19 protein-coding genes are annotated in these 24,715 nt (G+C 65.1%); 10 read left to right on the forward strand and 9 right to left on the reverse strand.

The window, feature by feature from the left end; genetic code table 11:
• Positions 1 to 8 precede the first annotated feature (8 nt).
• The 5 genes from ACPDIX_RS05890 to ACPDIX_RS05910 all read left to right on the forward strand — a co-directional run bounded on the left by ACPDIX_RS05890 (position 9) and on the right by ACPDIX_RS05910 (position 6,002).
• Positions 9 to 1,877 carry a Gldg family protein gene (locus ACPDIX_RS05890; protein WP_423430849.1) on the forward strand — a complete coding sequence of 623 codons (1,869 nt, stop codon included), beginning with the start codon at positions 9 to 11 and terminating at the stop codon, positions 1,875 to 1,877.
• Positions 1,874 to 3,121: a DUF4340 domain-containing protein gene (locus ACPDIX_RS05895; protein WP_423430850.1), complete on the forward strand. Its 1,248-nt coding sequence runs from the start codon at positions 1,874 to 1,876 to the stop codon at positions 3,119 to 3,121. Before ACPDIX_RS05890 ends, ACPDIX_RS05895 begins: the two co-directional genes overlap by 4 nt.
• Before the next feature lie 227 nt (positions 3,122 to 3,348).
• Positions 3,349 to 4,194, forward strand: a complete 846-nt coding sequence (locus ACPDIX_RS05900; protein WP_423430851.1) for a ParA family protein — start codon at positions 3,349 to 3,351, stop codon at positions 4,192 to 4,194.
• Positions 4,184 to 5,335, forward strand: coding sequence for a glycine cleavage system aminomethyltransferase GcvT (gcvT, locus tag ACPDIX_RS05905; RefSeq protein ID WP_423430852.1), 1,152 nt, complete (start codon positions 4,184 to 4,186; stop codon positions 5,333 to 5,335). Before ACPDIX_RS05900 ends, gcvT begins: the two co-directional genes overlap by 11 nt.
• Positions 5,336 to 5,735: 400 nt before the next feature.
• Entirely contained in the window at positions 5,736 to 6,002 is a 267-nt protein-coding gene (locus ACPDIX_RS05910) for a hypothetical protein (protein ID WP_423430853.1), read from the forward strand.
• A 45-nt stretch (positions 6,003 to 6,047) separates the two neighbouring features.
• Here ACPDIX_RS05910 and ACPDIX_RS05915 read toward each other — a convergent pair whose 3' ends face one another.
• The 8 genes from ACPDIX_RS05915 to ACPDIX_RS05950 form a co-directional block, all read right to left on the reverse strand.
• On the reverse strand, positions 6,048 to 6,662 hold the full coding sequence (locus tag ACPDIX_RS05915) for a DUF4230 domain-containing protein (protein WP_423430854.1): 615 nt from the start codon (positions 6,660 to 6,662) through the stop codon (positions 6,048 to 6,050).
• A 140-nt stretch (positions 6,663 to 6,802) separates the two neighbouring features.
• Positions 6,803 to 7,273, reverse strand: a complete 471-nt coding sequence (locus ACPDIX_RS05920; RefSeq protein WP_423430855.1) for a hypothetical protein — start codon at positions 7,271 to 7,273, stop codon at positions 6,803 to 6,805.
• A gap of 324 nt (positions 7,274 to 7,597) precedes the next feature.
• Entirely contained in the window at positions 7,598 to 9,595 is a 1,998-nt protein-coding gene (locus ACPDIX_RS05925; protein ID WP_423430856.1) for a hypothetical protein, read from the reverse strand.
• Positions 9,596 to 10,224: 629 nt separating this feature from the next.
• Entirely contained in the window at positions 10,225 to 12,780 is a 2,556-nt protein-coding gene (locus ACPDIX_RS05930; RefSeq protein ID WP_423430857.1) for a glycosyltransferase, read from the reverse strand.
• 241 nt (positions 12,781 to 13,021) lie between these two features.
• A complete protein-coding gene (locus ACPDIX_RS05935; protein ID WP_423430858.1) occupies positions 13,022 to 14,083 on the reverse strand; it encodes a hypothetical protein in 1,062 nt (353 codons plus the stop codon).
• An 844-nt stretch (positions 14,084 to 14,927) separates the two neighbouring features.
• Positions 14,928 to 15,440 (reverse strand): hypothetical protein, encoded by a 513-nt coding sequence (locus ACPDIX_RS05940; protein ID WP_423430859.1) that lies wholly within the window; start codon positions 15,438 to 15,440, stop codon positions 14,928 to 14,930.
• A gap of 461 nt (positions 15,441 to 15,901) precedes the next feature.
• Entirely contained in the window at positions 15,902 to 16,963 is a 1,062-nt protein-coding gene (locus tag ACPDIX_RS05945) for a hypothetical protein (RefSeq protein ID WP_423430860.1), read from the reverse strand.
• A gap of 329 nt (positions 16,964 to 17,292) precedes the next feature.
• Positions 17,293 to 17,541, reverse strand: a complete 249-nt coding sequence (locus tag ACPDIX_RS05950) for a hypothetical protein (RefSeq protein WP_423430861.1) — start codon at positions 17,539 to 17,541, stop codon at positions 17,293 to 17,295.
• A gap of 472 nt (positions 17,542 to 18,013) precedes the next feature.
• Between ACPDIX_RS05950 and ACPDIX_RS05955 the strand changes: the two genes are divergently transcribed.
• The 3 genes from ACPDIX_RS05955 to ACPDIX_RS05965 are packed head-to-tail and all read left to right on the forward strand — an operon-like array spanning position 18,014 to position 20,480.
• Entirely contained in the window at positions 18,014 to 18,769 is a 756-nt protein-coding gene (locus ACPDIX_RS05955; RefSeq protein WP_423430862.1) for an ABC transporter ATP-binding protein, read from the forward strand.
• Positions 18,766 to 19,545, forward strand: a complete 780-nt coding sequence (locus ACPDIX_RS05960; protein ID WP_423430863.1) for an ABC transporter permease — start codon at positions 18,766 to 18,768, stop codon at positions 19,543 to 19,545. The genes ACPDIX_RS05955 and ACPDIX_RS05960 overlap by 4 nt, the downstream gene beginning before the upstream one ends.
• On the forward strand, positions 19,542 to 20,480 hold the full coding sequence (locus tag ACPDIX_RS05965) for a tetratricopeptide repeat protein (RefSeq protein ID WP_423430864.1): 939 nt from the start codon (positions 19,542 to 19,544) through the stop codon (positions 20,478 to 20,480). The genes ACPDIX_RS05960 and ACPDIX_RS05965 overlap by 4 nt, the downstream gene beginning before the upstream one ends.
• A 132-nt stretch (positions 20,481 to 20,612) precedes the next feature.
• Here the strand turns inward: ACPDIX_RS05965 and ACPDIX_RS05970 are convergent, their stop codons facing one another.
• Positions 20,613 to 22,619 (reverse strand): alpha/beta hydrolase family protein, encoded by a 2,007-nt coding sequence (locus tag ACPDIX_RS05970; protein WP_423430865.1) that lies wholly within the window; start codon positions 22,617 to 22,619, stop codon positions 20,613 to 20,615.
• 333 nt (positions 22,620 to 22,952) lie between these two features.
• Between ACPDIX_RS05970 and ACPDIX_RS05975 the strand changes: the two genes are divergently transcribed.
• Both ACPDIX_RS05975 and ACPDIX_RS05980 read left to right on the forward strand, forming a co-directional pair.
• Entirely contained in the window at positions 22,953 to 23,783 is an 831-nt protein-coding gene (locus ACPDIX_RS05975; protein WP_423430866.1) for a glycosyltransferase family 2 protein, read from the forward strand.
• 87 nt (positions 23,784 to 23,870) lie between these two features.
• Entirely contained in the window at positions 23,871 to 24,512 is a 642-nt protein-coding gene (locus ACPDIX_RS05980) for a DUF4202 domain-containing protein (protein ID WP_423430867.1), read from the forward strand.
• Positions 24,513 to 24,715: the final 203 nt, after the last annotated feature.

Below are 24,715 nucleotides of genomic sequence, written 5' to 3' on the forward strand. Positions count from 1 at the left end.
TCGGTGCCATGAACAAACGATCGTGGGAGACATGGTTGTTCTCGACCGCCGGCGTGGCGGCGATGTTCGTCATCCTGCTGGGGCTGAACGTGGTCCTGGCACGCTTCAAGCAACGGGTGGACCTCACCGCCGACAAGGCGTACACACTTTCGCCCGGCACCAGGGCGGTTTTGTCCCGACTGGATACGCCGGTGACCATCCGCTTTTACTGTTCCCGGCTCGACACGGCCACGCCGGAGACCGTTTTCCTCCGAAACTACGCCCGTCGGGTGGAGGATTTGCTCGAGGAATTCCGCGAGGCGGCCGGCGGGAAACTGCGCATCGAAAAGCTCGATCCCCAGCCGGATTCGGATGCCGAGGATTCGGCGCGCCTGGATGGCGTCGAGGCACAGGTCCTGCCCACGGGTGACCGGTTCTATCTCGGACTGACCGTAAGTTTGTTGGACTCGCGCGCGGCAATTCCGTTTCTGGCGCCCACGCGCGAGCGGTTGCTCGAGTACGACATCGTCCGGGCCATCACCCGGGTCATCAAACCTGAGAAACCCGTCGTGGGGATCATGAGCCCCTTGCCGGTCTTCGGCGGACCGTCCCCCGTGTTGCCCATGGGTCCGCGCAACCAGGAACCGTGGGCCGCGGTCACGGAGCTGCAGACCGATTTCGACGTGCGCCGCGTCGAAATGAACGTGGAAAAGATCGACGACGACCTCCAGCTCCTGATCCTGATCCATCCGCGCGACATCTCCGAAAAAACCCAGTACGCCATCGATCAGTTCCTGATGCGCGGGGGGAAACTGGTGGCGTTCCTCGACCCGGTCTCGCTGGCCGACAGCCGGCAACAGGGCAACCTGCCATTTTCCGTGCCGGGCGCACCCTCCAACCTCGAGAAACTGCTGACGGCGTGGGGCCTGAAATTCGACACCACCAAGGTGGTGGCGGACCTGAACTTCAAGATGCAGCTGGTGGGGCAACGGAACCAGTTGGTGGAAGCCCCGGCCTTCCTGAATCTGAGTCGTCAAGGGATGAATCCCGAGGACCCGGTCACCAGCGAGCTGGGTCCCGTGTGGCTGCCCTTGTGCGGGGCCTTTAGCGGGACGCCTGTCGAAGGACTGAAACAGACCGTCCTGTTGAAGAGCTCGCCCGAATCCCAGTTGGTCGAGGCCTTCATGGCCCATCTGAACGGGGAGAACATCCTCAAGGAATTCCGCTCCTCGGGCAAGGAACATGCACTGGCAATCCGTCTCACAGGCAAATTCAAGACCGCCTTCCCCGACGGCCCTCCCGGCGGGGACACCAACCAGGTTGCATCCCTCAGGGAAAGCCAGAAGGAAACCGCCGTCGTGCTGGTGGGTGATTCCGACCTTCTGTACGACCGGTTTGCCATTCGCGAACTCAACAGCCCGTTCGGCATCCTGCGCATGCCGGCCAACGCCAACCTGACCTTCCTGCAAAATGTGGTTGAACAAATGGCCGGGGAGATGGACCTGATCGCGGTCCGCAGCCGGGCCATTCCCAGCCGGCCCTTCACCCGGATCCAGAAGATGCAGGCCGCCGCGCAGGAGCGCTACCAGGCCGAAATCAAAAAACTGGAGGACAGCCTGGCCGAGACACAAAGGCGGCTGAACGAACTCCAGCAACAGAAGGAACCCGGCCAACGATTCATCCTTTCCCCGGAACAGCAGGAGGAGATCGCCCGGTTCCGACAACAGGAGGCGCGCACCCGCGAGGAGCTCAAGCGGGTGCGCAAGGAATTCCGCCGGGAGATTGACGCCCTGCAGACCCGGGTGCAGTGGACCAACATCCTGGCCATGCCGCTGGTGGTGTCGCTCTCCGGCCTGGCCATTGCGGTGTATCGTCGCAAACGAACCTCGGCACAATGAACCGGAAACAGTTCCTTTGGTTGTTGGCCCTGGTGGTGGTTCTGGGAGGTGCGGCCTGGTGGTCGTACCGCCAGGAGGGACGCAGCTGGCAGCGCAGCAGTGTCACCACACAAGCCAGACTGCTGCCGGACCTGCCCGTCAACGACGTCGCACACGTACGCATCCGGCAGGCGACCAACGAGCTCAACCTGGTCCGGAAAGACGGACTCTGGCGCGTCCGCGAACGCGGGGATTACCCCGCCAACTTCCGCCAGATCAGCGACTGGATCGTAAAGGCATCCGAGTTGAAAGCCGTGCAGGTGGAGGAGATCGGCCCCTCCCAGCTGGGCCGGCTGTCCCTGTTGCCGCCCGGGCCCGAAACCAACACCGCCACATTGGTGGAGTTTCTGGATGCGTCCGGCAAACGGCTGGGCGGCCTGTTGCTCGGAAAGACGCAGAACCGCGCACCCGCCACCGGCCTCAGCGGAGGATCCGACGATGCTTTTCCCGTGGGCCGTTGGGTGATGACCCTCGCAGCCACCAACCGGGCCGTCATGATCGCCGATTCCCTCTCCAATCTCGAAGCCCGACCCGAACAGTGGATCAACAAGGACTTCTTCAAGGTGGAACGGCCGAAGCTGATACGAGTGGAGTTCCCGGAAGTCACCAACTCCTGGGCCATCCGTCGCGAAAAAGAAACCGATCCCTGGCAATTCGTTGATGCCCGGCCCGACGAGACCTTGGACACTTCCAAGGCCACCAGCGCCACCAGCGGGCTCAGCTGGCCCTCGTTCCTGGATGTCCTGCCGCCGGATACCCCGCCCGAGCAGGTCGGACTGGACCGGCCCGTGAAGGTCCATGTCGAGACCTTCGACGATTTCTTCTACGACCTCACCGTGGGCACAAAAACCAATCAGGCTTACCACTTGCGCGTGGCCGTCTCCGCGAACCTGCCTGAACAACGCACCCCCGGGGAGAACGAAAAACCCGAAGACAAGGAACGACTGGACAAGGAGTTCAAAGAAAAGCGGGACAAACTGGCCGAAAAACTCGCCCAGGAAAAGAAACTGGAAGGCTGGATCTACAAGGTGTCCACCTGGACGTTTGACAACCTCCTCAAGCCCCGCGCCGAAATGTTGTCCCAGCCGGCCGCGCCGGAACCGGATCAGACAACGACCAACACCGTCTCCGCGGCCACGTCGCGCCCTCCGGACACCGCCAACGGCACCGGGGAGGAATGGACCCGCATCCCCGAGCTGGAGTGACTTTTCCGGTTCGACGCCCCGGCGGCGGTCCATGAGCCGCTCCGCACCCGTGGCGCCCTCCGTTGCCGCAGCCCACCCCGGACAGCCGCGTGGGTCCCCGGATCGCCGCGTGTGAACCGGCTCCGCGTCCCCACCACGCGCCTGCCGTCATCCACGCCGGCGCCCGCCCGCGTGCGCCGCGGCAGCTCCCGCTTGAAAGGGCGCCGTGCATCCGATACACCGGGACCGTGTCAACCACGGTCATAGCGGTGGCCAATCAGAAGGGCGGCGTGGGCAAGACCACCACTGCGATCAACCTCTCGGCTTGTCTGGGCCGGTTGGGATCCCGCGTGCTGCTGGTGGACCTGGACCCGCAGGGCAACGCCACGAGTGGCTTGGGCCTGGAAAAGGCTCCCGGCCGCAGTGTCTACGACGCCCTGCTGACCGGCGCACCGCTCGAGGACCGCATCCAGTCCACGGCTTTCACGGGGCTGGAGGTTATCCCCAGTGAACTCGACCTCTGCGGTGCGGAGGTCGAACTGGCCCGGACTGATCAGCACCTGGGGCGGTTGCGTACGGCGCTCGAGCCCCTCCGCCGTTCGGATCGTTACGGCGTCATCCTCGTGGATTGTCCGCCCTCCCTGGGCCTCCTCACCATGAACGCCTTCGTCGCCGCCGACGCCGTGCTGGTGCCGCTCCAATGCGAGTACTACGCGCTGGAAGGCATCTCCATCCTCCAGCGGGTGCTCGACCAGGTCCGAACCAACGCGCTCAACCCCCGCCTGCGACTGCTCGGCATCCTCATGACCATGTACGACGGCCGCACCCGCCTGGCCAACCAGGTGGTCGAGGAGGTGCGACAATACTTCGGAGACCTTGTTTTCGAGACAATGATCCCGCGCACCACCCGGGTGGCCGAAGCACCCAGTTTCGGCAAACCAATCATCGAGTACGACCCGTACAGTAGCGCCTCCGCCGCATACGAACTGCTGGCCCAGGAGGTTCAAGAACGACTGGAGCGGCTTCGCCAGGGTTGGGAACCCACGCCACCACCCGCTCCCACCACCCAATCGCACGCGTCTCATGCTTCGTAGGACACCCTTGTTCGAGGAACACCGCCGACTCGGCGCCCGTCTGGTGCCGTTCGCCGGCTGGGAACTGCCCCTCCAGTTCAGCAGCATCCCCGAAGAACACATCGCCGTCCGACAAGCGGTCGGCATCTTCGACATCTCGCACATGGGCGAGGTCGTGGCCAGCGGCGAGGCGGCCGCGCGGTTCCTGAACTTTGTCCTCACCAACGACGTGACCCGGCTCGCCCCCGGACACGGCCAGTACACCCTCCTCTGCAATCCGCGGGGCGGGATCCTTGACGACCTGTACGTCTTCCGCCTTTCCGAGGAGGTGTTCCTCCTCGTGGTCAACGCAGCCCGCACGGAATCGGACGTCCAATGGCTGCGCGACAAGGCCGCCGCCTTCGCCCCGCCCGAATCCCTCATGGTGACCGACGCCTCCCACAACTACGCCGCGGTCGCCATACAAGGACCCCGATCAGCCGAGGTCATGGACAGATGCATCCAGGCGGCCGCCGTCTCAGGCGCGCGCGTCGAACGCCCGAGCGCCCTGCGCAAGAATCAGATCGCCGGTTTCCCCTTCGGACACGAGGGCGTCCTGGTCTCTCGAACCGGTTACACCGGCGAGGACGGTTTCGAGGTCCTCGGCATGGACGCCCCGATCGTCTCCCTCTGGCGGGCCGTCCTCGAACAGGGCCGGGCCCTCGGTCTCTGCCCCTGCGGACTGGGCGCGCGCGACACGCTGCGCCTCGAGATGGGCTACCCGCTTTACGGACAGGACCTCGACGAAACCACCACCCCCTGGGAGGCCGGCTTGGGCCGATTCGTCGCCATGAACAAGGGCGACTTCATCGGACGGGAGGCCTTGCAAACGCAACGCGCCCAGGGATGGTCCCGTCAAAGTGTGGCCTTCCGGATGCTGGGCCGCACGCCGCCGCCGCGCACCGGCTACCCGATCTGGGTGGACGGTACCGCGGCCGGTCGCGTCACCTCCGGCACTCAAAGCCCCTCACTTGGCGTCGGCATCGGCCTGGGATACGTCCCCACGCCGGCGGCCCAACCCGGCCGGCGCATCGAGATCGAGATCCGTGGTGGGCGTCACCCGGCCGAGATTGTCGAACGCCCCATCTACCGCAGGCCGGACCGACCTGCCCTTGCAGCCTGACAACGGATTCCCGGGACCCCCAACAGATTCCCGGGACCCGACTCCGCTCGGGACGGATCCCGTCCCACTTTTCACACCTCCGCAGCGCCCCGCTGGAATCGGCCGCCCTGTAGACGACCTCCCTGCCCGCAAGGGCTCGGGAGGGGCAGGGACCGACTTTTGATCTCGTGCCCCGTCCATCTGACCGGCACGTGGCTGCCGTTTTCCTGGACGCGTTTGTCCACGTATGAGGCAAAAGCTACCGCAGCCCACCAGGCGCGGTCGCACACCGCGCCAGCCTGCGCGAAGGCGTGAGGGCCTGATCTTTGCCAGGTTGGATGAGGCGACATCCCGAGCTTCGCGCGTTTCGGAGTACGGGATCCTGCCTTGGCACGGTTTCTGCCCGCTCAGTCGCGGTAATATGGCAACGAAGCTCCATCTGGCCACGTTCCTGCAGGAGATCCGCAGCTACACGGCGGTGATGGACCGGCCGGCCCCGCGCACCACGGCCGGGGAAGAAACCCTGAGCCTGTTGGCCTGGCCGTCCCATCTGCCCGTGGGCATCCAGAGACGGCGGATCCAGGTGGAGTTTCGTTCCGCCAGCGATCCCGCCCGGGAAATCCCGGTGCCCATCCGACAAGTCGGTGCAAACCGCGGTCCCCGCCGCCACAAGACCGTGCGCCGCTGAAAGGTCGCGGGGCCGTGAGGAGAGGAAACACGGCCCCGCAAACAATCACTCGGACGGATGAGCGGTGCCGCCCGGGCGGTGGAACTCGACCAGGACTTCCCGAAAACCGGCCGCCTGAAAAAACCGGGTCAACTGCTCTCGCGCCTGTTCCTCCGCCTCTCTCAAAATGCCCGCTTCGTGGGCTGCCAGACGGATCTCCCGCAGTGCGGCCTGACGCGCCATCTGTTCCATCTCCTTGTCGAACCTCCTCAGCAAACCCGTCTCGCGGTCAATCACCCGCGTTTGAGACTCGTCCAGGTAGGCATCGGTGACCCGCGGCGCCGGCAACCGCAGCACCAGACGGTCCCCGGCGATTTCCACGTCGCCCGGTTGCACGCGCGTGAGGTCCACCCCGGCCTTCACCACACCGTGAGCCAGCAGGAGCAACCGATTCTGCCCGTACCACTTGACGTCTTCAGCCGCCACCACCTTCTCCAGGACGTAGCGCACCGTGACCAATTGGGCCAGGGACTGGACCTGTCGGACCACCGCGGCGCTGGAATGAATTCGCGGCCCTTCCGGGATGCCCAACCAGCCCCTGTAATGGGCGCCCACCCACAGTCCCACAACGAACAGCCCCACCAGGAACAGCGCCTGTACAAATGCCACGAACGATTTCATGACAACGCCCTTTTCCGCACTCCCGCCACATGCAGGCCGACCAAGGTCGGCCCCGGTCACGGTTCACGCTTCCGCTTCGTGCCTTTCTCCGGGCAGAACCCAACCGGAACCCAGGTCCCGTGCGTTCACGTCCCGGACCCTCAGCGTTCCCAGAGGAACGACTTTTGTTCGCCCACCAGCTCCTCGCCGGACCACAGCGTCACCCGCCAGGCCACCACGTCGCCCAGCTCCCGAAGCGTGTCTGGACTCAGCCGCACGGTGGTCCAACGCCGACGCCTTCCCGCCGTAGCAACCGTCTGTTCCAATGTCCGTTCTACCGGCATGCCCTCCTTCGTCAACCCGCGCAGCTCGACACGCAACCTCAGATCGCCCGAAAGCCCGGCCGGCCGGCGCCAGAGCACCTGTATCCGCATGCTGTGCCGCAGTTCCGGGTGCCGACGCAAATGCGCCTGGTACGCATCCCGATCGAACAGGCTGGGAGAGAGGGCGGCCCGCCCCTCCCGGTCCAGGTATTGGGGCAAAACCTTCAGGACCCGGGCACTCGCCTGCACCAGCCCCGCCATCAGGATCCCCACGCCGGTCCACAGTCGCCACCGCTGCCATCGGCTCATACGCCCGCCACTATAGGGTGCCTGCCTCCCTTGGCAACGCTGGGCGACCAGCAGGCCGATTGGGCACGGCTTGAGCGCATGCCCCCGAAGACAAAGATGATGCCTGCCACCGTTCTTACACCCCATCGGGAGACTCGCGAGATCAGAACAGGATCGGCCGGATCGTCAGTGAACAACCCCGGATGATTCAGCCACGGCCGGACTCAACCCGGTCGGAGCGAATGGAAGGCGCACCTTCCAGATAAGCGTCTGCAAAAGCCACGGACTCCTGGCAGGGCAGCGTCGCCGGAGGCACACTGGCCGGCCTTTGCCGGGGACGCTCCCTCAACGCCAGCAGACACGGATCAGTCGCCACGGCAGCCCCTCTGTGGCGGCCAGATGCTCTTTCGACACGGTGGCCAGAAACACCGGCTGCAGGCCGGTCTGATAACGCCGTTGGCGCGGACCCGCGAACGTTACGATCCACAGATCTCCTTGTCGCTCGACATTCTCCAGCCGCAGGTATTCCAAACCCACCTTCGCTCGAATGCCGTGCGGATCGGCCGGGACAGGGGAATTCGGATTCTCGCGCAGTTCCAACCGGAGAAAACACGGTTGATCCACGAACAGGATCGTGCACGGCATCAGAGCGCCCTCCTGACCGGCCGACCATCCGGCTCCGTTGAACGGGATCCCTGAACGACGGGCCGCTTCAGCCCCTTCGTAACAACCGACCTGCGGCAGCGTCACGGGCCGGGTCGCCAGGTGATCCTCGAGCGCCTTCAAAGCCGCCTCGCGCGTGAGCGGGTTCGGAGTCCCGTAAATCCCGTTCTCGAAGCTCACCTGCCAGCCCGACCAAACGGCCCATCCCAGGACCGAGACAACCGGCGGCAACCACGCGGGCAGCCTCTTGAGCCGCCGGCACCCTTCCATCCAGAGCCCCCACGCCACCAGAAAAGCCGCAGCAAAGGACGGCATGAAATCGAGCATGTAGCGCGTGGCAATCACACAGTTGCGCAGGTAGAACACCGCCAGCGCTGTCGAGCCCAGCAGGGAGTAGGTGCCCAGCACGGCACACACGCCCCGGAGGAGGCTGCGAGTTTCGCCGGCCGTGTCCGGGGCACCCGTGGCCGGCCGCCACAGGCGCGCCCATGCAAACAGCCCGATCGCCCAAACCGGCAGCAGTACCGCCAGGTAGGTCAGGTCGTATGTGGGCATGCCGACCTCCCGCCACCGCACGGTGGGGGATTGGCCGACGAATTGGTTGGTTTCGTACTGATTCCAGCTGTAGCGCTTCGGCAGAAACAACAGTCCGAAAAGTTCCTGCGCCGCCGAGGTGATCGGCTCATCCTCATAAGGATGATCGAACCGGGTCGCGTACATCGAACCGTACAGGTTCTGCACGTTCAGCCGGTGGCCGAATTCGAATCCGTTGCCGAACCTGAGGTGATTCGTCAGGTATAACAGACCTCCTGCGACGATGAAGCAGACCACGCCCGGCGCCACCGCGCGAAACCAGGTGCCCGGGTCCGCGGTTCGCCCCGGCGGATCCCCGGCTCCTTGCTCCGACGCGACCGTCCGCCCGGAAAACCACAGCCAGAGCGCACCACTCAACAGGGCGGCAACCCCGTGAAACACCAGCGTGGGCCGGACAAACATGCCGTATCCGGCCACCAGTCCGAGCCACGCAAAGCAGCTTCCACACGCGCGCCGAACCAGGCGCACCAGGCACGCCACGAGCAGAACGCCGACAAGGTATTCGTAGGCCACCGCCTGTTCATACACGTGAAACCGGGTGTGCAGCAGCCGTAGAAAGGGCGGAAAACACAGCACCACACCCGCCGCACCGAACAGCCAGAGCAGCCGGGACCCGATACCGCGGTCGTCCCGGCCGGGAACTCGCGTCCCGTGATCGGTCCGCATGACGCCGGAGAGCAGGGGATCGAGCGCTCTCAGTAGTGCATACGCCACACCGGCCAGGGCCACCAGCAGACACAGCAGATCCGGAAAAATGGGTGCGCCCCAAACCCTCGCCGCAGCCTCGAACGGCAGACGCCAGAGCGGTATTCCCAACCCCCAAACCTGGTGAACGCCCCCCTCCGACCAGCACTCGTCAAATCGAAGTGCGGACGGATCCCTGCTCAGTGCCAGACGACCCCGCAACAGAGCCGCCACCTGCGCATGATGCGCCGGATTCTCCGAATACCACACCCCCCATCCGCCCATCAGGCCGGTCCCGTGGGTGACCACCACCGCGTAGACCAGCGCCAGGTACACAGTCCAGAGCCGCGGCAGGACGCCGCCCGACACTGCAACCGAATCCATTCCCTGGTTCGTTGTCATCTCGCCCACCTCTTCGCGATCATACTGCACGGCCGCAGTGCCGCTGCGGCGCGGGACACCTCAAACGAATCAGCCAGCCACACTCCACGCCGTCGCGCCGGCAACCGCACCCGCCGGAGGTGGAATCGGCAGGGCTCCACAAACCCGCCGGCACAACCCGGCCCGGCGAGGGGGGCGCCACGCAGTGGCGGGAAAGGCAACCCGGACAGGACAAACACGCGCGATGTGCCGCCCGTCCCCGGCGTCCCGCCGCAGTGCAGGTCTCCCCATCCGGGGCACTCTACAGGAAGCCCGACGCATGCCACCGGCCGATTCCGGTCCGACACCGGGCGGCAGAATCCGAAAAAAGTGCCCAACGCCTCCGGCGATGGCGTCGTCGAACCGACCCGGCCCTCGCCCGCCGACGTCATGCGCCGGAACGAAGGCTGCCGTCCCCATTTCTCCGGGGGAGCACCGTCGGCCGCTTGCCCCCTGCAGCCAAGGACACTCGCGAGCATGGGAGAACCGGATGCACGGACCGGCACAGCATTTCAAGCCGGCGTCGCATCATCCCTTCCTCTGGTGCGGGCAGAGCGGAGAACAGGCGCATCCGCCGGCATGCCGGCTCTCCGGGCCACCTTATCCGCTTTTCACCGGCGCGAGTACCGCCACAAACAACGCAGCGCTTCCCACCCATCCTTCAGGCGCAGTTTCTTTCCATCGGCGCGGCTTCGCGCCGTGTAACGGATGGGCATTTCCATAATCCGGACTCCCCTGCGCGCAAGCTTGGCGGTCACCTCCGGACAAAAGCCGAAGCCTTCCTCCTGCAGGTCCAGACCGAAAAGAATCTCCCGGCGAAACATCTTGTAGCACGTCGCTTCATCCGTGAGCACAAGGCCGGTGATCCGGTTCGCGGCCCAGGTCAGCAATCGGTTGAGCCCACGATGCCACCAGGGTGTCCGCGCACAGGAGCCCGGAGCAAAGCGGCTGCCGTACACCACGTCGGCCCGGCCTGACCGGATGAGATCCACCATCGGGCCCCAGTCCGCGGGATCATATTCCAGGTCTGCATCCTGGATGACGACGATCTCCGCGCTCGCCTCCTGCAGGGCCCGCCGGATGGCCGCACCTTTCCCGCGATTCCGCTCCTGGCGATACACCCTGACCCTTGGATCCCGAGCGGGCCAGGACTGAAGTTTTTGCCACGTGCCATCGGTGGAGCCGTCATCCACCACGATCACCTCGGCCACGTTCGGCTGCAACAGCACCTTTTCGAGGATGGCATCCACGGTGGCGGATTCGTTGTAGCAGGGGATCAACACGGCCAGACAGCGGTCGCCGCCGGTGTCTCCGCTCCGACAATCAGACGCCACGGGAGAACGCCCCGCCGGGTCCTTACCTCCGGGCGGCTGCCCGGGCGGAACGAACTGTGGCACGTCCGCCGCCGGGTGACCTTCGGAAAGACCCGAATTCGGTTCGCCTCTGGTGCGCCGCCAGGACACCGAAGAATAAACCAGCACCCCGCAGGTGCTCATCAGCCCCAACAACGAAATCCAGCAACCGGCCACTTCAAACGCCGTCGGCCGGAGCAGCAGGCTGAGTGAATAACTCCCCGGCGGTACGCGAACGGAAATCGTTCCCCCCGGTCCCTCGGAGCCTAACGGCATCTCCTTGCCGTCGTCCAGGGACGCCTGCCAGCCCGGAAACCACAACTGCCGCACCCACAGCAGGCCTTCCTGTCCCGCTTCGACGGCCAGACGAACCTTGCGCGCCTTCCACTCCAGGACGGTGGCCCGAATCTCCGGGTTCGCTGACGCAACCCGGTTCGTACCGTAAGAGTCAGCGGCCGCCAGAGGATTCGTTCCCCGTGGTCGGTACTCCACGGCATCGTGCAGCGTACGGAGTTCGGATCGAGTTCGGGAAGGGCCCAGCCGGTATTTTTCCATCACCCTGGGAAACGTGTCCCAGGATAGAACCGCCACGGCGAGTGCCGACACGCCCAGTGCCATCCGGTGCAACCACCGAACCGGCCTTGGCGCCCCGTGCATCGGCCAGAACTGAGCCAGGAGCAGGACCGTCCAGACCGTGGCCGGCGTCAGGAACCGCCAGGCGAACTGAATCATGCGCAATGGCTTGAAAAGTTCGTAGAACCATTCGGTCACCGGAACCAGAAAACCTGTCAGAAAAAGCCCACCCAACAACCACACCAGGCCGTCCCGCCCGCGCGGACCCTCGGCCGGCCGGAGCAGATGAAGCGCGTAGCAGCAGCCCAGAACCATCACCCAGGCCAGAAACACGATGAACACTCGGATGTTGAACGCGTCGGCGACTGCCAGAGGTTTCAATGGGTCCAGTGCGGGGAAAAAGAACGTCTGGTGCCAACCCACGTCCATGGCCTCCGTCTGTACATGCGGACGCAACGCCGCGCACGGCAGCCAGTAAAACGCGCTCAGAATGACGGCCACGGCCAACGCAGCCACCGTGCGCGCCAGGGTGCGGAGCCCGAACCACGGGACCACCAGCAGCACCAGCAGAGGAAACGTCACCGAGGTCGGCAGATGCGTCAGGAACAGGCCGGTCAAACCGGCGATGGCAAAAAGCCAACCCGCCCGCTGCCCATCCCGAAGATCGAGGATACCCCGTAGAATCAACGGCAACCACACATAGGACCAGAACTCCGCGTACGCCGCCCGTTCGAACAACGTTATGGCCAGATGGAAAGGTCCCCACATGTACAGAACGGCAAGCAAGGTTGCCCGGGGCTCGGGCACCAGCCGACGCAACAACGCGCGGGCTGAAAACGCGGACGCCAACAGGGCAAGTGCGCTGGCGGCCCCCAGTGCCCGCCACACTCCTGACTCACCACCGAAGAGCCGGAGAAACAAACCACTGACCCAGAATCCGAAGGGCGGATAGAAGAAAAACGACGGACTGCCGCAACCGTGGTTCGTCTCGAGCAGCCACCGCGGGTACCATTCGCCGGCCGCAAGCTGTTCCCCAAACGCAACGGTCCACCGCGCATGATGGATGCTGTCGTGACCCCTGGACGGGAACCCATACAGCACCAGCGGCACGGCCACCACCAGCCAGCCCGGCCAGAGGAGCAGAGCCGCCGCATTCACCTCAGCGGCCCACCATCGGCCGGCAAACCGGCGCGGAGGCCGAATCCCTGCCGGGTGCGGATCACGACTGTTCATCCCTCTCATGGCCCCCATCGCATGGACAATGCCCGGAGGCCTGTCCGCACCCGGCGGGATGTCACCGGCCGTGCGGGAAGATACAACATGACGTGCGAGCCCGGCCCGAATCGTGTGCGTGGACCCTGGAGGAGGTCCCGGCACATGATGAGCGCAAAACGTTGCGCCCGCCCCATTCTGCGATGCCCGGACCGAGGATCATTTGGAGTATGGATGTGGCGTGAGAGCGGACCATGCATGGGGACAGGACTCACGGCTTGGGCGCGCCGCTGCGGGACGACCGCTGCCGCAGGGCGTAGATCACCAGAGGCACCAGCACCAGGCCGGCATAGGCCAGCCAGGTGAGGTAGTGACGCATTTGCGGGCGCAGGAAGGCGTCGTACCGCGGGCCGTTGCGGATGTACTCCTCCGCCTGGGCCAGCAGCTCCGGATCGTTCGGCCCCCTCCACGGCTCCCCGGGCTGCAACATGTACGTGGCACGGAGGAAGAGGCGATGGTTCTCGAGCCGGCGGTAACGGTAGTCCACCACGCGAGTCGGGGCTGGGACCACAGGGACCGGTTGGAACGCTTGGTCAAATGCCTCCACGTCGGTGGCGCGGATCACCCTGCGCTGCCACGGCTTGCCAGGCGCCGTGTCCATATACCGCACAAGCTCTGCATGTTTAGTAATGTGCCAACCATTGGTCAGCAAGTGCTCCAGGCAGACGTATTCATCGCTTACGAATCCGTCAGGAGTCGCTCGATTGAAAGCCAGCATTTCTCGCCAGAAATTGAAGTCTGAGAGGTTTGCGGACAAGTCCTGTTCGGGTCGCAAAAACTCCTGCATCTCGGGCAGATCCAATGTGCGGTCGCGAACCAGGCGGAGCATTTCCACGGTTTTTCCGTCGGCGCTCGGAACAATCTGCCATTGGTATCCGAACCGTCTGACATTATCTCGCGATCTACCGAATCTCGGGGCCACCAGACGTCCTCGCGAGTCCGGCGAGATGTACGCAGGGCGGAAACAATAGGCGACCCAGACGGATGAAATGTAATAGGGATCTTCGGTGTCCAGCAGCCAGAGCGGTGAGGCATAAACCGTGCCCCAGAGGACGGTGTTGGTGGCGGGCGCTTCGCCCTCCGATATGGGCCCAGGTCGGAGGGCATAGCTGTTCGTGCCATCCCAGGCGAGAATGAGCCACTCCTCCGGATTATTCACATTGGTTGCCAACAGTTGCCATCGCTCGCCAGAGAGCCTCACGGTAAACACGATCCGACAGAATTCGTTGCGGTACTCGGTGCCTTTCTCCGGGTTGTAAGTGTGACCTTCCATTTCTCCGCGTACCTCCCAACTGCTCGCCTGGGAAGAACAGGCAGCGCAAAGGAAGACACTGACAAGTATGCAAAACACTGCTCTCATGGCATGAAAGGGCAACGTTTCACGCAACGTGCAGTGGCCGGTGCGTGGATATGCACCCGCGAGTGGCGCGGAGCCGGACATTTTGAGTGGAACGCTCTGTATCTGTTGGCTCGCTGGGATGGCATTGTTCAGAAGAGAACGTCTGCCCGTGGCAGTCCGCCTCATTAGTCCGTAGGTTCCGCAAGAAGCGCATCAGGTTGCCACGGGCGGAATGAGTATGACCAGGGTGGCGGGAGGCTGGGTCCCGCCACCCGTGTCACTGTTAGCGATGGAGCGCGGATCTCCTTTGATTGAGCAACGGTGCGTGCTGGCGCATTGTGGGCGTCCAAGCGCCTACTGGGCGACGCATTTGCATGGCTTGCGCGAGTACGCAACGGTCTGGCAGGTGCCGCGCTCGTCAGAGGATGTGGTGCATTGCGCTCCTTGGTTTGCGCAGCCGTCTTCGTCTTCGTTCACCTTGCATTGTTCTGTGGAGCCGCCGGATCCTCCTCCGTCCGCTGCTTGGAGGAGGATCCAGGGCAGGGTGAGGGCTGTGACCAACGCGAGTGTTTGGATGGTTCTCTTCATGGCGTTGTGTCCTTTGGGGGTTGTTTGTTTTTCGAACTGACCCTGCGGTTCGGATTGTGGGTTCCTTCCCGGCCAAGGTCAAAGCCGAAGTGCGGGTCCGGAACCGGGCGGCCGGAGCGGCGCGCGGCACGACTGCGAGGTGTCGGAGCCGTGGGGCCGGTGGCTTTGGGTGTGGAAGGCGGCGGTCGTTTCACGGGGCGACGGGTTGGGTTGGGGTGGTCTGCCGGGGAACGTCCCTGGGTTGCAGCAGGGCCGGCAGGGCGCACAGGAGCAGCAGACCCAGGGCCAGCTGGGGCAGCAGGCGGTCCAGTACGGGTGGCAGGTGCAGCAGTCGGGCCAACAATCCCAGACAGCCACAGGAAGGTCGGTATCCGTGCAGGTTCAGCGCCCAGCGGTACCAGAGCAGGGTGGCCACGAAGCCCACCAGCAGCAGGCTGGGGCCCTGTCGGCCGCGGCGGAGGATGCAGACGATCGCAAGGGCAAGCTCCAAGCAGCCGGCCAGCAACTGGACGGTCAGATCGGAAGCGAACGGGAAGACCAGGTTCGGGATGCGGTCTGAGGCTGCCGGCCAAAGCAGCAGGGCCGTTTTGGAAAGGCCGAACAGCAGGAGAACCATGGCTGCGACCAGGTGGGCCGGGCCGGCCACGGTGCGCAGAAAGCTGGACGGGTGAGAGGCTGTGATCGAGGCGCTGTTGAGCGACATGATGGGCAGTGGGGCTGAAAGTCTGGTGAGAAATGGGCGGTTGGTGGTGATGCTTGGAGGTGCCGCGCAAGGCCGTCGCAGGGCATACGGTTGCCGGCCGATCAGGGGCGCTTTGCCGGGCCGGTGTGAAAGCAGGCTTGCGCGGTTGGGGACGGTGCCGTGAGCCGGGTGCACCTCGGGCGGCGGCAGCGGCCTGAGAGCCTGTTCGGAGGGTGCTCCGGTGTTTTTGCCCGGTGCTCACGCCGCCGACTCTCTCTCTCTCTCTCTCTCTGCTGTCAAGAACTTTTTTGCTTTGCCGAATGCCGGGGCGCAGGCCCTTTCGGGCTGGGATCGGCCTGTACGAGAGGGTTGTAAGCCACCCGTTCCGACCACCTGCCGATCTGAGTTTGGGAGGCTGGGAAGGCCGCGCTGCGCGGGATGGGCAAGGCCGGCAGGTGGCGGTGGAGCGGGAAGTACGGGGTTCAAGTGCGGGGAGGCGTGCCGCGGGGCAGGCGCCGGCGCAGTGCATAGGCCGCCAGGGGCACGATGACCAGCGCGGCATAGGCCAGCCAGGTGAGGTAGTGACGCATTTGCGGGCGCAGGAAGGCGTCGTACCGCGGGCCGTTGCGGATGTACTCCTCCGCCTGGGCCAGCAGCTCCGGATCGTTCGGCCCCCTCCACGGCTCGCCCGGCTGCAACACGTACGTGGCACGGAGGAAGAGGAGGTCGTTTTCAAAGCGGCGGTACCGGTAATCGCGAACCCGCGTGGGCAGGCTCGGTCGAGGAACAGGGTTGAAGGTGTCCGCGTACACGGAGACATTCGTTGTCAGAAGTACGCGGTGCACCCAAGGTTTTCCGGGTGTGCCGGCGAGATATGAGGTCGCTTCGCTGCGCAACGGGATGTGCCAGCCATTGGTTACAAATCGCTCGTGGATAAGAAGTTCGAACTGTACGAAACCGCTCGGGGTTTTTCTTGCCACATCGAGGGAGTCCCTCCACTCAAGGTAGGCTGGCAGTGATTCTGGAGGATCGAAGTGCGGGTGAAGGAACTGCTCCCTTTCTGAGACATCAAGGCTGGGATCGCGAATGACTCGGAGCAGGTCCACAAAACGGCCATCGCTGCTGGGGATGTATTCCCACCGGTAACCGAACACCCCGCTGCCATAACGCAGGGCGCCCGGCAGTGGGGCGACATATCGGCCGTGCCGGTCGGGCCGGATGTAATCGGGCCTGAAACAATATGCAGCCCAAACGGCACTGGGAGCCGCTTCTGTGTACGTGTCGAGGAGAAGGAGGGGTGATGAGTACACGGTGCCCCACAGAAGGTTTGACGGGGTGGCGGCTGGATTCCTGTAAACGAAGGGAGGCCCGAGCACATAGGTGTTGGTGTTGTCCCGGGCAATGATGATCCATGCCTGCGATCGCGAGGTGTTCGTGGAACGGAGCTGCCACTGCTCCCCGGCGAGCCAGACGCTGAAGACGACGTAAACGTATTCGTTCCTATACTCCGCGCCGGTAAGCGGATTGTAAGTCCGCCCTTCCATGATGCCGTCTACGCGCAGTACGATACCGGCGTCGGCGCACAACGACCTGCTGGAAGTTGGGAGCAGGAGGCAGAGGAGGAGAAGCCGGACCAGGGAGCAGGCACAACCTGGCGGGAGTGCACTGGCGGCGGAAAGGGCCTGAGAGGTTCTCGCGTGGGCGGGTCGGACGAGTCCTCGCATGGCTGTGGAAAGGCGGGGAATCAGTACGGGAAAAGCACGGCCCAACCCTGTGGATCCATGGCAGGAACGGCACAGGGTTGGGCCCTGCCTTGGCACGGCTTGCAATATGAACACGGCATGCTGGGACGGTTATCGCATGAGCGACGAAGTCAATACTTGGGCATTTGGACCGGGTCGCACTTGCAGGGTTTGGAGGGGTTGTTGACTCCCTGACAGGTGCCGGCGTTGCCGTATTGTGTGGTGCAGTTGGCTCCCTGGTTCTCGCAGCCGGTTTGTGTGTCGTCCACCTTGCAGGTTTCTGTGGAGCTTCCGGATCCTCCTCCATCCGCTGCTTGGAGGAGGATCCAGGGCAGGGTGAGGGCTGCGACGAACGCGAGTGTTTGCATGGTTCTCTTCATGACGTTGTCTCCTGTGGGGGTTGTTTGCTTTTCGAGCTGACCCTGCGGTTCGGATTGTGGGTTCCTTCCCGGCCGGGGTCAAAGCCGAAGTGTGGGTCCGGAACCGGGCGGCCGGAGCAGCGCGCGGCACAACGGCGAGGTGTCGGAGCCGTGGGACCGCGCTCACGGAGCTCCGCGCTGGAGATCCAGGGCGTCGATGGACCTGCTCGAGCGGGGCTCCAATGGACTGGGAAAGACGATGGTCGGGCAGGAATGCGGGACAGAGGCGGGTCCCCTGAGGTGTCTCGGGATGGGGAAAAGATGGCCGGTTTCGAGACACATGGCGGCAGTTGGGAAGCAACAGTTGCCGAAGATGTGGCGGCATCGGCCGGGCGGCGGTCGTGCAACGCATTGATGCCGAGCGTATTGCGTGATAATGATCGGTTCATGCGCACTTGCCTTGCGGGGCACGAAAACTGCTACGCAGGCAGGTGTGGAACCGATCCTGAGGACGGAGCATTTGCGTGTGGAGTATCCGGCGTCGCGGCGTGGGGAGCCGCCCAAGGTGGCGGTGAAGGACCTGACGTTGCGGGTGTATCCCGGGGAAGTGTTCGGGTTCCTCGGGCCGAACGGGGCCGGCAAGACGACCACGATGAACGTCTTGTTGGGGTTTGTGCGGCCCACGAGCGGGGAGGCGTACCTGTTCGGCGTGAATGTGAAGGATCCGATTGCGCGGCAGCGGATCGGCTACCTGCCGGAGTTGACGTATTACTATCGGTTCCTGACGGCTGAAGAGATCCTGCGCTTTTACGGGCGGTTGTTCGGGTTGGGCGGGCCGGAGCTGGACCGGCGGATCGAGCGGTTGCTGAAGCTGGTCGAGCTGGAGCCGGCCCGGAACCGGCAGTTGAAGCATTACTCGAAAGGCATGCAGCAGCGGGTCGGCCTGGCGCAGGCGCTGATCAACGACCCGGATCTGCTGATCCTGGACGAGCCCACCAGCGGCCTGGACCCGATCGGGCGCATGAAGGTGCGCGAGATCATCCAACGCCTCAAGAACGAGGGAAAGACCGTCTTCTTTTCCTCTCATGAGCTGGGCGAGGTGGAGACGGTCTGCGACCGGGTGGCGATCGTGCACCAGGGCGAGCTGAAGGTGGAAGGGCGCGTGGACGAGCTGGTGCGGAGTCATCAGGCGAATCTGGAACAGGTGTTCCTGCGGATCATTGGTTATCCGACGAGTCTGGCGGCATGAAAACCTGGTTTGCGTTGGCCGGTGTGGTGGTGAGGGAGCTGTATCGGCGGAAGGACTTTTACGTCCTTTTTGTGCTGACGGCGCTGATCACGTTGTTGCTGGCGTCGGTGGACTTTTTCGAGGACGTCCGGGTGGTGCGTTACCTGCGGGAGGTGACGTTGCTGCTGATCTGGGTTTCTGCGCTGGTGATCGCCGTGGTCACGGCGGCGCGGCAGATTCCGGCCGAACGGGAGAGCCGGACGATCTTTCCCCTGCTGGCCAAGCCGGTGACGCGCGCGCAGGTGGTGGTGGGGAAGTTTGCCGGCGTGTGGCTGGCGAGCGGTCTGGCGCTGGCCCTGTTTTACGGTTTCTATCTGCTGGTGGGCGCGCTGCAGGGTGCGCCCGGGTCGTGGACGCTGGGTCTGCAGGCCTTCTGGCTGCACTGGATGATGCTGGCGGTGGTGGTGAGCATGGCGATCCTCGGGTCGTTGATTTTCAGTGCGCCGTCGGTGAACAGCACGATTTGTTTCATCGTGGTCGCGGGCATCCTCCTGCTGGCGGGTCACCTGAACGTGATCGCCGCGGCCCAGCCGGATCCCTGGGGGTCGGTGGTGTACGGCCTGTACTACGCGCTGCCGCATCTGGAGTTGTTCGACGTGCGCGATCTGTTGATCCACGAACATCCGCCGGTGGCCTGGGGCGCGGTGGGCGTGGCCACCTTGTACGCCGCCGTGTACGCGGGGCTCTTTCTCCTGGGGGCGTGGTGGATCTTCCGCAAGAAGGCGTTGCCGACATGAACGGGCGAACGACGATCCTGATCGCCGGTGCACTGGTGACGACCGCGGTCGCCCTGGCCGCCTGGTTGGAGCCGCGTTCCGAGGCGTGGCGCGGCCGGCGGGCGCATGCGGACAGTTTTCTGCTGGCGTTGCTTGGCGACGGACGCCGGTTGTTTGCCAATCACTTTTTCGTGAAGGCGGATGTGTATCTGCACAGCGGTTATTACCCCTCCATCTTCGACCAGGCACGAGCCGCATGCGAGCACGGGGTGGATGCCGACCCTGCCGCGCATGATCATGAGGCAGGGGAGGGACACGGAGCCGGGCCGGCGACGCGCGCCCATTGCACGGAAGATTGCACGCATGATGAACATGAGCACGGGGCCCACCGTGAGGCGGTGGCTGGCGGGTTCATGGGGGCGCCGCGGGATTGGATCGAGCGTCTGGCCCGGCATTTCAAGGTGACCGAGCATACCCACCTGGCCGGTGGCCGCACCGAGGCCGAGGTCCTGCCGTGGTTGCGCCTGGCTTCGGAATTCGATCCGCACCAGGTGGGGGTCTACACGACCGCGGCCTACTGGCTGGCCGACCGGCTGGGCAAACCGGATCAGGCGGAGGTGTTCCTCCGCCGCGGACTGCGGGCCAACCCGGACAGCGAGGAAATCCTGTTGGAACTGGGACGGTTGGCATGGCAGCACCGGCACGATGCCGAACGGGCGCGGCATCTTTGGCAGGCGGCCGAACGTGCGTGGCGCCTGCACAACGGCACGGTGAACGAAACGAACCGGCTGGTGCTGGGCCGCATCGTCGGGTTGCGGGCGCAAATGGAGGAAGAACTGGGAAACTACGAGGAGGCCATCCGGTACTGGACGAGGCTGCAGGACCTGTCGCCGCATCCGGAGGCCGTGGCCCAGCGCGTGGCGTCGCTGCGGGAACGTCTGGCCGGCATGCACTGATGAGAGTGCCCCAGCAGGGGAAGGGCCGTGACCGGTCCCATGGGCGGGACAAGGGGCTTCTGGCGGGCTGGGTACAACTTTTCGATCATGCCCGTGTACGGCCTGCGGCCGATGCCCTGAGGCGGGATTCGCTCACAAGCCGCGCAGCCAGCGGAAGATGTCCCGGGGATCCGGTGGCGTGTCGGAGGTTCGGAAGGCCCTGCGGCGGCCCAGCTCGGCGTAGAGGTGTCTCACGGTCTCTTCAGGCAGGAGTTCGCCGGCACGGGCGAGGTGCAACGGCTGGGGCGCGGCCAGCAGGACGGGTGTGAGGGGGCCGTTCATGGCGAGGTAGCCCGGGCAGAAGAGGTCCGGTTCCACAAGCAAGCGTGGATCGTGGAGCGGGATCTTGCGGAGGTCCGCAACCACGGCGTCCGCCTCGGGCGCGGCCAGCAGGGCCCACAAACCGGCCCGGCCGGAGCCCCACAGGAGCCGGCCGCGCACGGGCGTGCCGTTGGGAACCAGCCGGCCCACGCTCCTCAGCACGGTGGCCAGGTCGCGCACGCGGGACTGCAGAGCGGTGCGGTTGTAGGTGTGGAAATGGGGTGTGGTGGAAGGGCCGGGGACCGGCGTGAATCGGGAGAGGGTGATTACGCTGTGCCCCTGTTGCAGGCATTCGGCAAGCAGGGCGGAGGTGTCCGGATCCGTGCCGGTCGGGTCCGGATCGGCCACGAGGACGATGAGCCACGGTTTTTGTCTGTTGCGGCGGACTTCACGAGCGGGCAGGTGATAGATCCCCTCCAATGGATCCGGCGTCTCGCCGTCGTGGATTTCGAACCGGATCCGGCGTTCCGAGCCGAGGGTTTGCAGGGGAGAAAACACGATGCGCGGGGGGCCGGAGGGCGGCGCCAGCTGGAGGGTGTGGAACCACAGTGGCCGGCCCACCAGGGTGAACGCGGCGAGATCCTCGCGTCTTTTGGGCAGAAGCCGATCCCACTGGCGACGGCGGCTTTCGATGCGCGTGCGGACGTATTCCTCGGCCCGGAGGGCGGTGGGCGGCCGTTGCGGATCGGATCCGATCCAGAGTTCCTCCGTGGGTGGGGCTGTGTACGGTTCTTCCCTGCAGGCCGGTCGGTCCGGGCGCCCGAGCAACCAATGCTCAAACCAGGCGTACACGGCCTCGCGGCTGGCGCGGTTGTAATTGTGACCGGCGTCGAATCGCACGTAACGGAGCCGTTCCGGTGCGCCGAGGATGTGATAGACCGTTTCCACCGCGGGACCTTCGACCTCCAGTGTCGTTCGGGTCCAGTCGCCGGTGGCGCCGACGAGGATCTGAGGACGGGGCGCGGCCGCTGCCGCGAAGTCGAGATTCGAAAAGCGGATGCGCAGTCCCGGCGCGTTTTCACAGACGCATCCACCCTGCATGGTGTGGGAGACCATGCAGACGGGCCCGAGAACGGCGGGCCGATCGTCCACGGCCGCCAGAAGGAAGGTTTGCGTGGCGCCACCGGAGGCGCCGGTCACACCGATGCGGCGGGCGTCCACCTCGGGCAGAGCGGCCAGGAAATCCAGCGCGCAGAGGCTGTTCCAGAGCTGAAGGCCGAGCAGGTTTACCCCCCAAAGACGCGTCTCCGGCGTGTCCGGGAAGGCGCGATGACGCTGCGAGAAATCCGCCGGGCGCAACGTTTCCGAGCTGTCTCCGGCGAAGTAGGTGTCGCCGTAGCCGACCATGTCATATGCGAAAGCCGCGATGCCGTGTCGGGCGAAATGGATGCAACGGGCAGGGATGCTGCCCTCGGGCATGTCCGTGGCGCGACCTTGGGGCCAGTGGCCGTGAGGCGTGAGGACCGCGGGAAAGGGGCCCGGACCCTGACCGAGCGGCAGATAAAGGTTCCCTCCCAGGTAAAACCCCGGCCAGGTCTCCAGCAGGACCTTCTCCACGCTGTAACCCGCGTGTTCGATGCGCCCGAACCTGTGGACGCGCAGCGGCGCCCGCTCCGGCATCGGCCACAGACCGGCGCTGACCAGGATCTGCTCGCGGATCTGGCGGGCGCGGTTCTCCCAATCGGCGCGCGAAACGGGGGGCTCGAAGGTTCGTGGTGTGGTGTGCGTGCGAGGGGCGGGTTGTGCCCCGGCCGGCGGCGCCGGCGTCAGGAGTGTCACAAGCAGCGCGAGGCCCAGGGTGGCCCGGCTCGGGATGAAAGAAGGGCCGAAACGTCCGCCGGGCGGCGGGAAAAACCGACACCGGCAGGCACCGCCGCGTCGTACCCCCGGCTGTCTCCTCACGCGTGCCCCGGCCGTGACAGGGGTGGCCGTTTGGGAAATCAAGCTCGCCGCCTGCATCATCTCCAGAGTGGAACGCGGCGGAGGCCGGGACCAGTCGGAACAAGCCGGGTCCCGGACGTGAGATGCCCCGGCTGCGGACGCGGGTCGGGAATGGCCATTGTTCTGTGTTCCGGGACCGTCGTATGATGACGGGCGTTCGACGGACGGACCATGCAGGCGGAGGAACAGAGAGCAGGCGGGAAACACCCGGCCGGTGCGGCCGGCCCGGCGGAGGACGCACCGCGATTCTCAGTGGTGCTGCCGGTTTACAACGAACGGGACAATCTCCAACCGTTGTTGACCGAGTTGGCGGAGGTCATGACCGCAATTGGTGCGCCGTTCGAAGTGCTGGTGGTGGACGACGGGAGCACCGACGGTGGTCCGGCCGAGGTGGAACGGTTGCGGGCCCTGTGGCCCTGGCTGCGTTTGATCCGGCACCGGTTCAACGCGGGGCAAAGCGCCGCCTTTTTGACAGGATTTGCCCGCGCGCGGGGCGAGATCGTGATCACGCTGGATGCCGACGGGCAGAACGACCCGCATGACCTGCCCGCCATGTTGGCGCGCCTGGAAGCCGGAGTGGCTGCTGTCTGTGGGGTCCGACAAAGGCGTCGGGACCCCTGGATCCGCCGGGTCTCTTCGCGAATCGCCAATGCCTTTCGGAACCTGGTGACCGGCGACCGGGTGGCCGACGCGGGCTGCGCCCTGCGGGTGATGCGCCGCGCAGCCCTGCAGGAGGTGCTTCCGTTCAACGGGTTGCATCGGTTTCTGCCCACGGTGCTGCGTTATCAGGGATACGAGGTGGTGGAGATGCCGGTGAACCACCGGCCGCGGACTCGGGGACAGTCCAAGTACGGCATTCGCAACCGGCTTTGGCGTGGGCTGGTCGACTGCCTGGCCATGCGATGGTATCGCGCGCGGGCCATCCGGGCCGACCGCGTCCAGCCGGAGCACGAGGCGAAACAGGAATGCACGCCAGCCCACGGGGGACCCCGGGCGGGTTGAAAAGGCGGTGCGGCGGGTGGCGGTCCAAAGCCCATCAGTTCGGCCGGTCTTGCGCCTGGGCGACTTCCTCCGAAACCTTGGCCAGCCATGCAAACGGAGTTTCGACCTGCTGACCCGGTGCGTTTTGCGGAAGCGATCCGCCGGTTCGACGAGGAAAACGCACGCGACCCGAACACGCTGGAGATCAACGGCGAGCGCCTGCCGCGGGAACTGGTTTATGCCCGCTGGCTGACGGAGTGGGTCTTGCGACTCTGCCCGCAGGCGAGCGAAGCCCTGCGTCTGGCGGCACGTTGCCAGCACCTCCGGCGGTGGGAAATCCCCCGGGAATCCTTTCCCATGGACCGGGCAGGGTACCTCCGCTGGCGCACGACTTTGCAGCGGTTTCACGCCGAACAATCGGCCAGGATTTTGCGTGAGGTGGGCTATCCCGAGGAGATCGTCCGACGGGTGCAGGAGCTCAACCTCAAAAAGGGATTGCCGCACGATCCGGAAACGCAGGTGCTCGAAGACGCGCTCTGTCTGGTGTTTCTCGAGCATCAACTGGAAGACCTTGCGAGCCGGACCTCCGAGGACAAACTGGTCAACGCCCTGGCCCGGTCGTGGAAAAAGATGTCGCCGGCCGGCCGTGCAGCGGCGCTTGAGCTGCACTATTCCGAACGGGTGCGGCCCTTGTTGGCCCGGGCCATTGCCGAAGCCGGGCAGGGTGAATCCGGCCCGGTTGCTGACTGAACGCCATGGACCTGTCCATCGGTCCTGACCGGGTTCGAACCGGTGGGCGGCTGCCGTGATGTGCCACTCGCCGTGGAACCGCCGCCCCTGAAGCGGCCGCCCGGATGCCGCCGCCTTTGTCCGTCAGTCCCGAGGTTGCCCCGCGGCGGCTTTGACAGACCCGGATGGGTGGCACAACGTTCCGGCGTGGAGCCAAATCCGTG

It is taken from the genome of Limisphaera sp. 4302-co, assembly GCF_049537155.1.
Taxonomy (GTDB): domain Bacteria; phylum Verrucomicrobiota; class Verrucomicrobiia; order Limisphaerales; family Limisphaeraceae; genus Limisphaera.

Excerpts from the sequence above, each read along its gene's own strand:
- ACPDIX_RS05975 (WP_423430866.1), top strand. The coding sequence starts at position 22,953 with ATGCAGGCGGAGGAACAGAGAGCAGGCGGGAAACACCCGGCCGGTGCG.
- ACPDIX_RS05935 (WP_423430858.1), bottom strand. The coding sequence starts at position 14,083 with ATGGAAGGTCACACTTACAACCCGGAGAAAGGCACCGAGTACCGCAAC.
- ACPDIX_RS05980 (WP_423430867.1), top strand. The coding sequence starts at position 23,871 with ATGCAAACGGAGTTTCGACCTGCTGACCCGGTGCGTTTTGCGGAAGCG.
- ACPDIX_RS05950 (WP_423430861.1), bottom strand. The coding sequence starts at position 17,541 with ATGAAGAGAACCATGCAAACACTCGCGTTCGTCGCAGCCCTCACCCTG.
- ACPDIX_RS05945 (WP_423430860.1), bottom strand. The coding sequence starts at position 16,963 with ATGGAAGGGCGGACTTACAATCCGCTTACCGGCGCGGAGTATAGGAAC.
- gcvT (WP_423430852.1), top strand. The coding sequence starts at position 4,184 with ATGCTTCGTAGGACACCCTTGTTCGAGGAACACCGCCGACTCGGCGCC.
- ACPDIX_RS05915 (WP_423430854.1), bottom strand. The coding sequence starts at position 6,662 with ATGAAATCGTTCGTGGCATTTGTACAGGCGCTGTTCCTGGTGGGGCTG.
- ACPDIX_RS05910 (WP_423430853.1), top strand. The coding sequence starts at position 5,736 with ATGGCAACGAAGCTCCATCTGGCCACGTTCCTGCAGGAGATCCGCAGC.
- ACPDIX_RS05895 (WP_423430850.1), top strand. The coding sequence starts at position 1,874 with ATGAACCGGAAACAGTTCCTTTGGTTGTTGGCCCTGGTGGTGGTTCTG.
- ACPDIX_RS05920 (WP_423430855.1), bottom strand. The coding sequence starts at position 7,273 with ATGAGCCGATGGCAGCGGTGGCGACTGTGGACCGGCGTGGGGATCCTG.
- ACPDIX_RS05965 (WP_423430864.1), top strand. The coding sequence starts at position 19,542 with ATGAACGGGCGAACGACGATCCTGATCGCCGGTGCACTGGTGACGACC.
- ACPDIX_RS05930 (WP_423430857.1), bottom strand. The coding sequence starts at position 12,780 with ATGAGAGGGATGAACAGTCGTGATCCGCACCCGGCAGGGATTCGGCCT.
- ACPDIX_RS05890 (WP_423430849.1), top strand. The coding sequence starts at position 9 with ATGAACAAACGATCGTGGGAGACATGGTTGTTCTCGACCGCCGGCGTG.
- ACPDIX_RS05940 (WP_423430859.1), bottom strand. The coding sequence starts at position 15,440 with ATGTCGCTCAACAGCGCCTCGATCACAGCCTCTCACCCGTCCAGCTTT.
- ACPDIX_RS05960 (WP_423430863.1), top strand. The coding sequence starts at position 18,766 with ATGAAAACCTGGTTTGCGTTGGCCGGTGTGGTGGTGAGGGAGCTGTAT.
- ACPDIX_RS05925 (WP_423430856.1), bottom strand. The coding sequence starts at position 9,595 with ATGACAACGAACCAGGGAATGGATTCGGTTGCAGTGTCGGGCGGCGTC.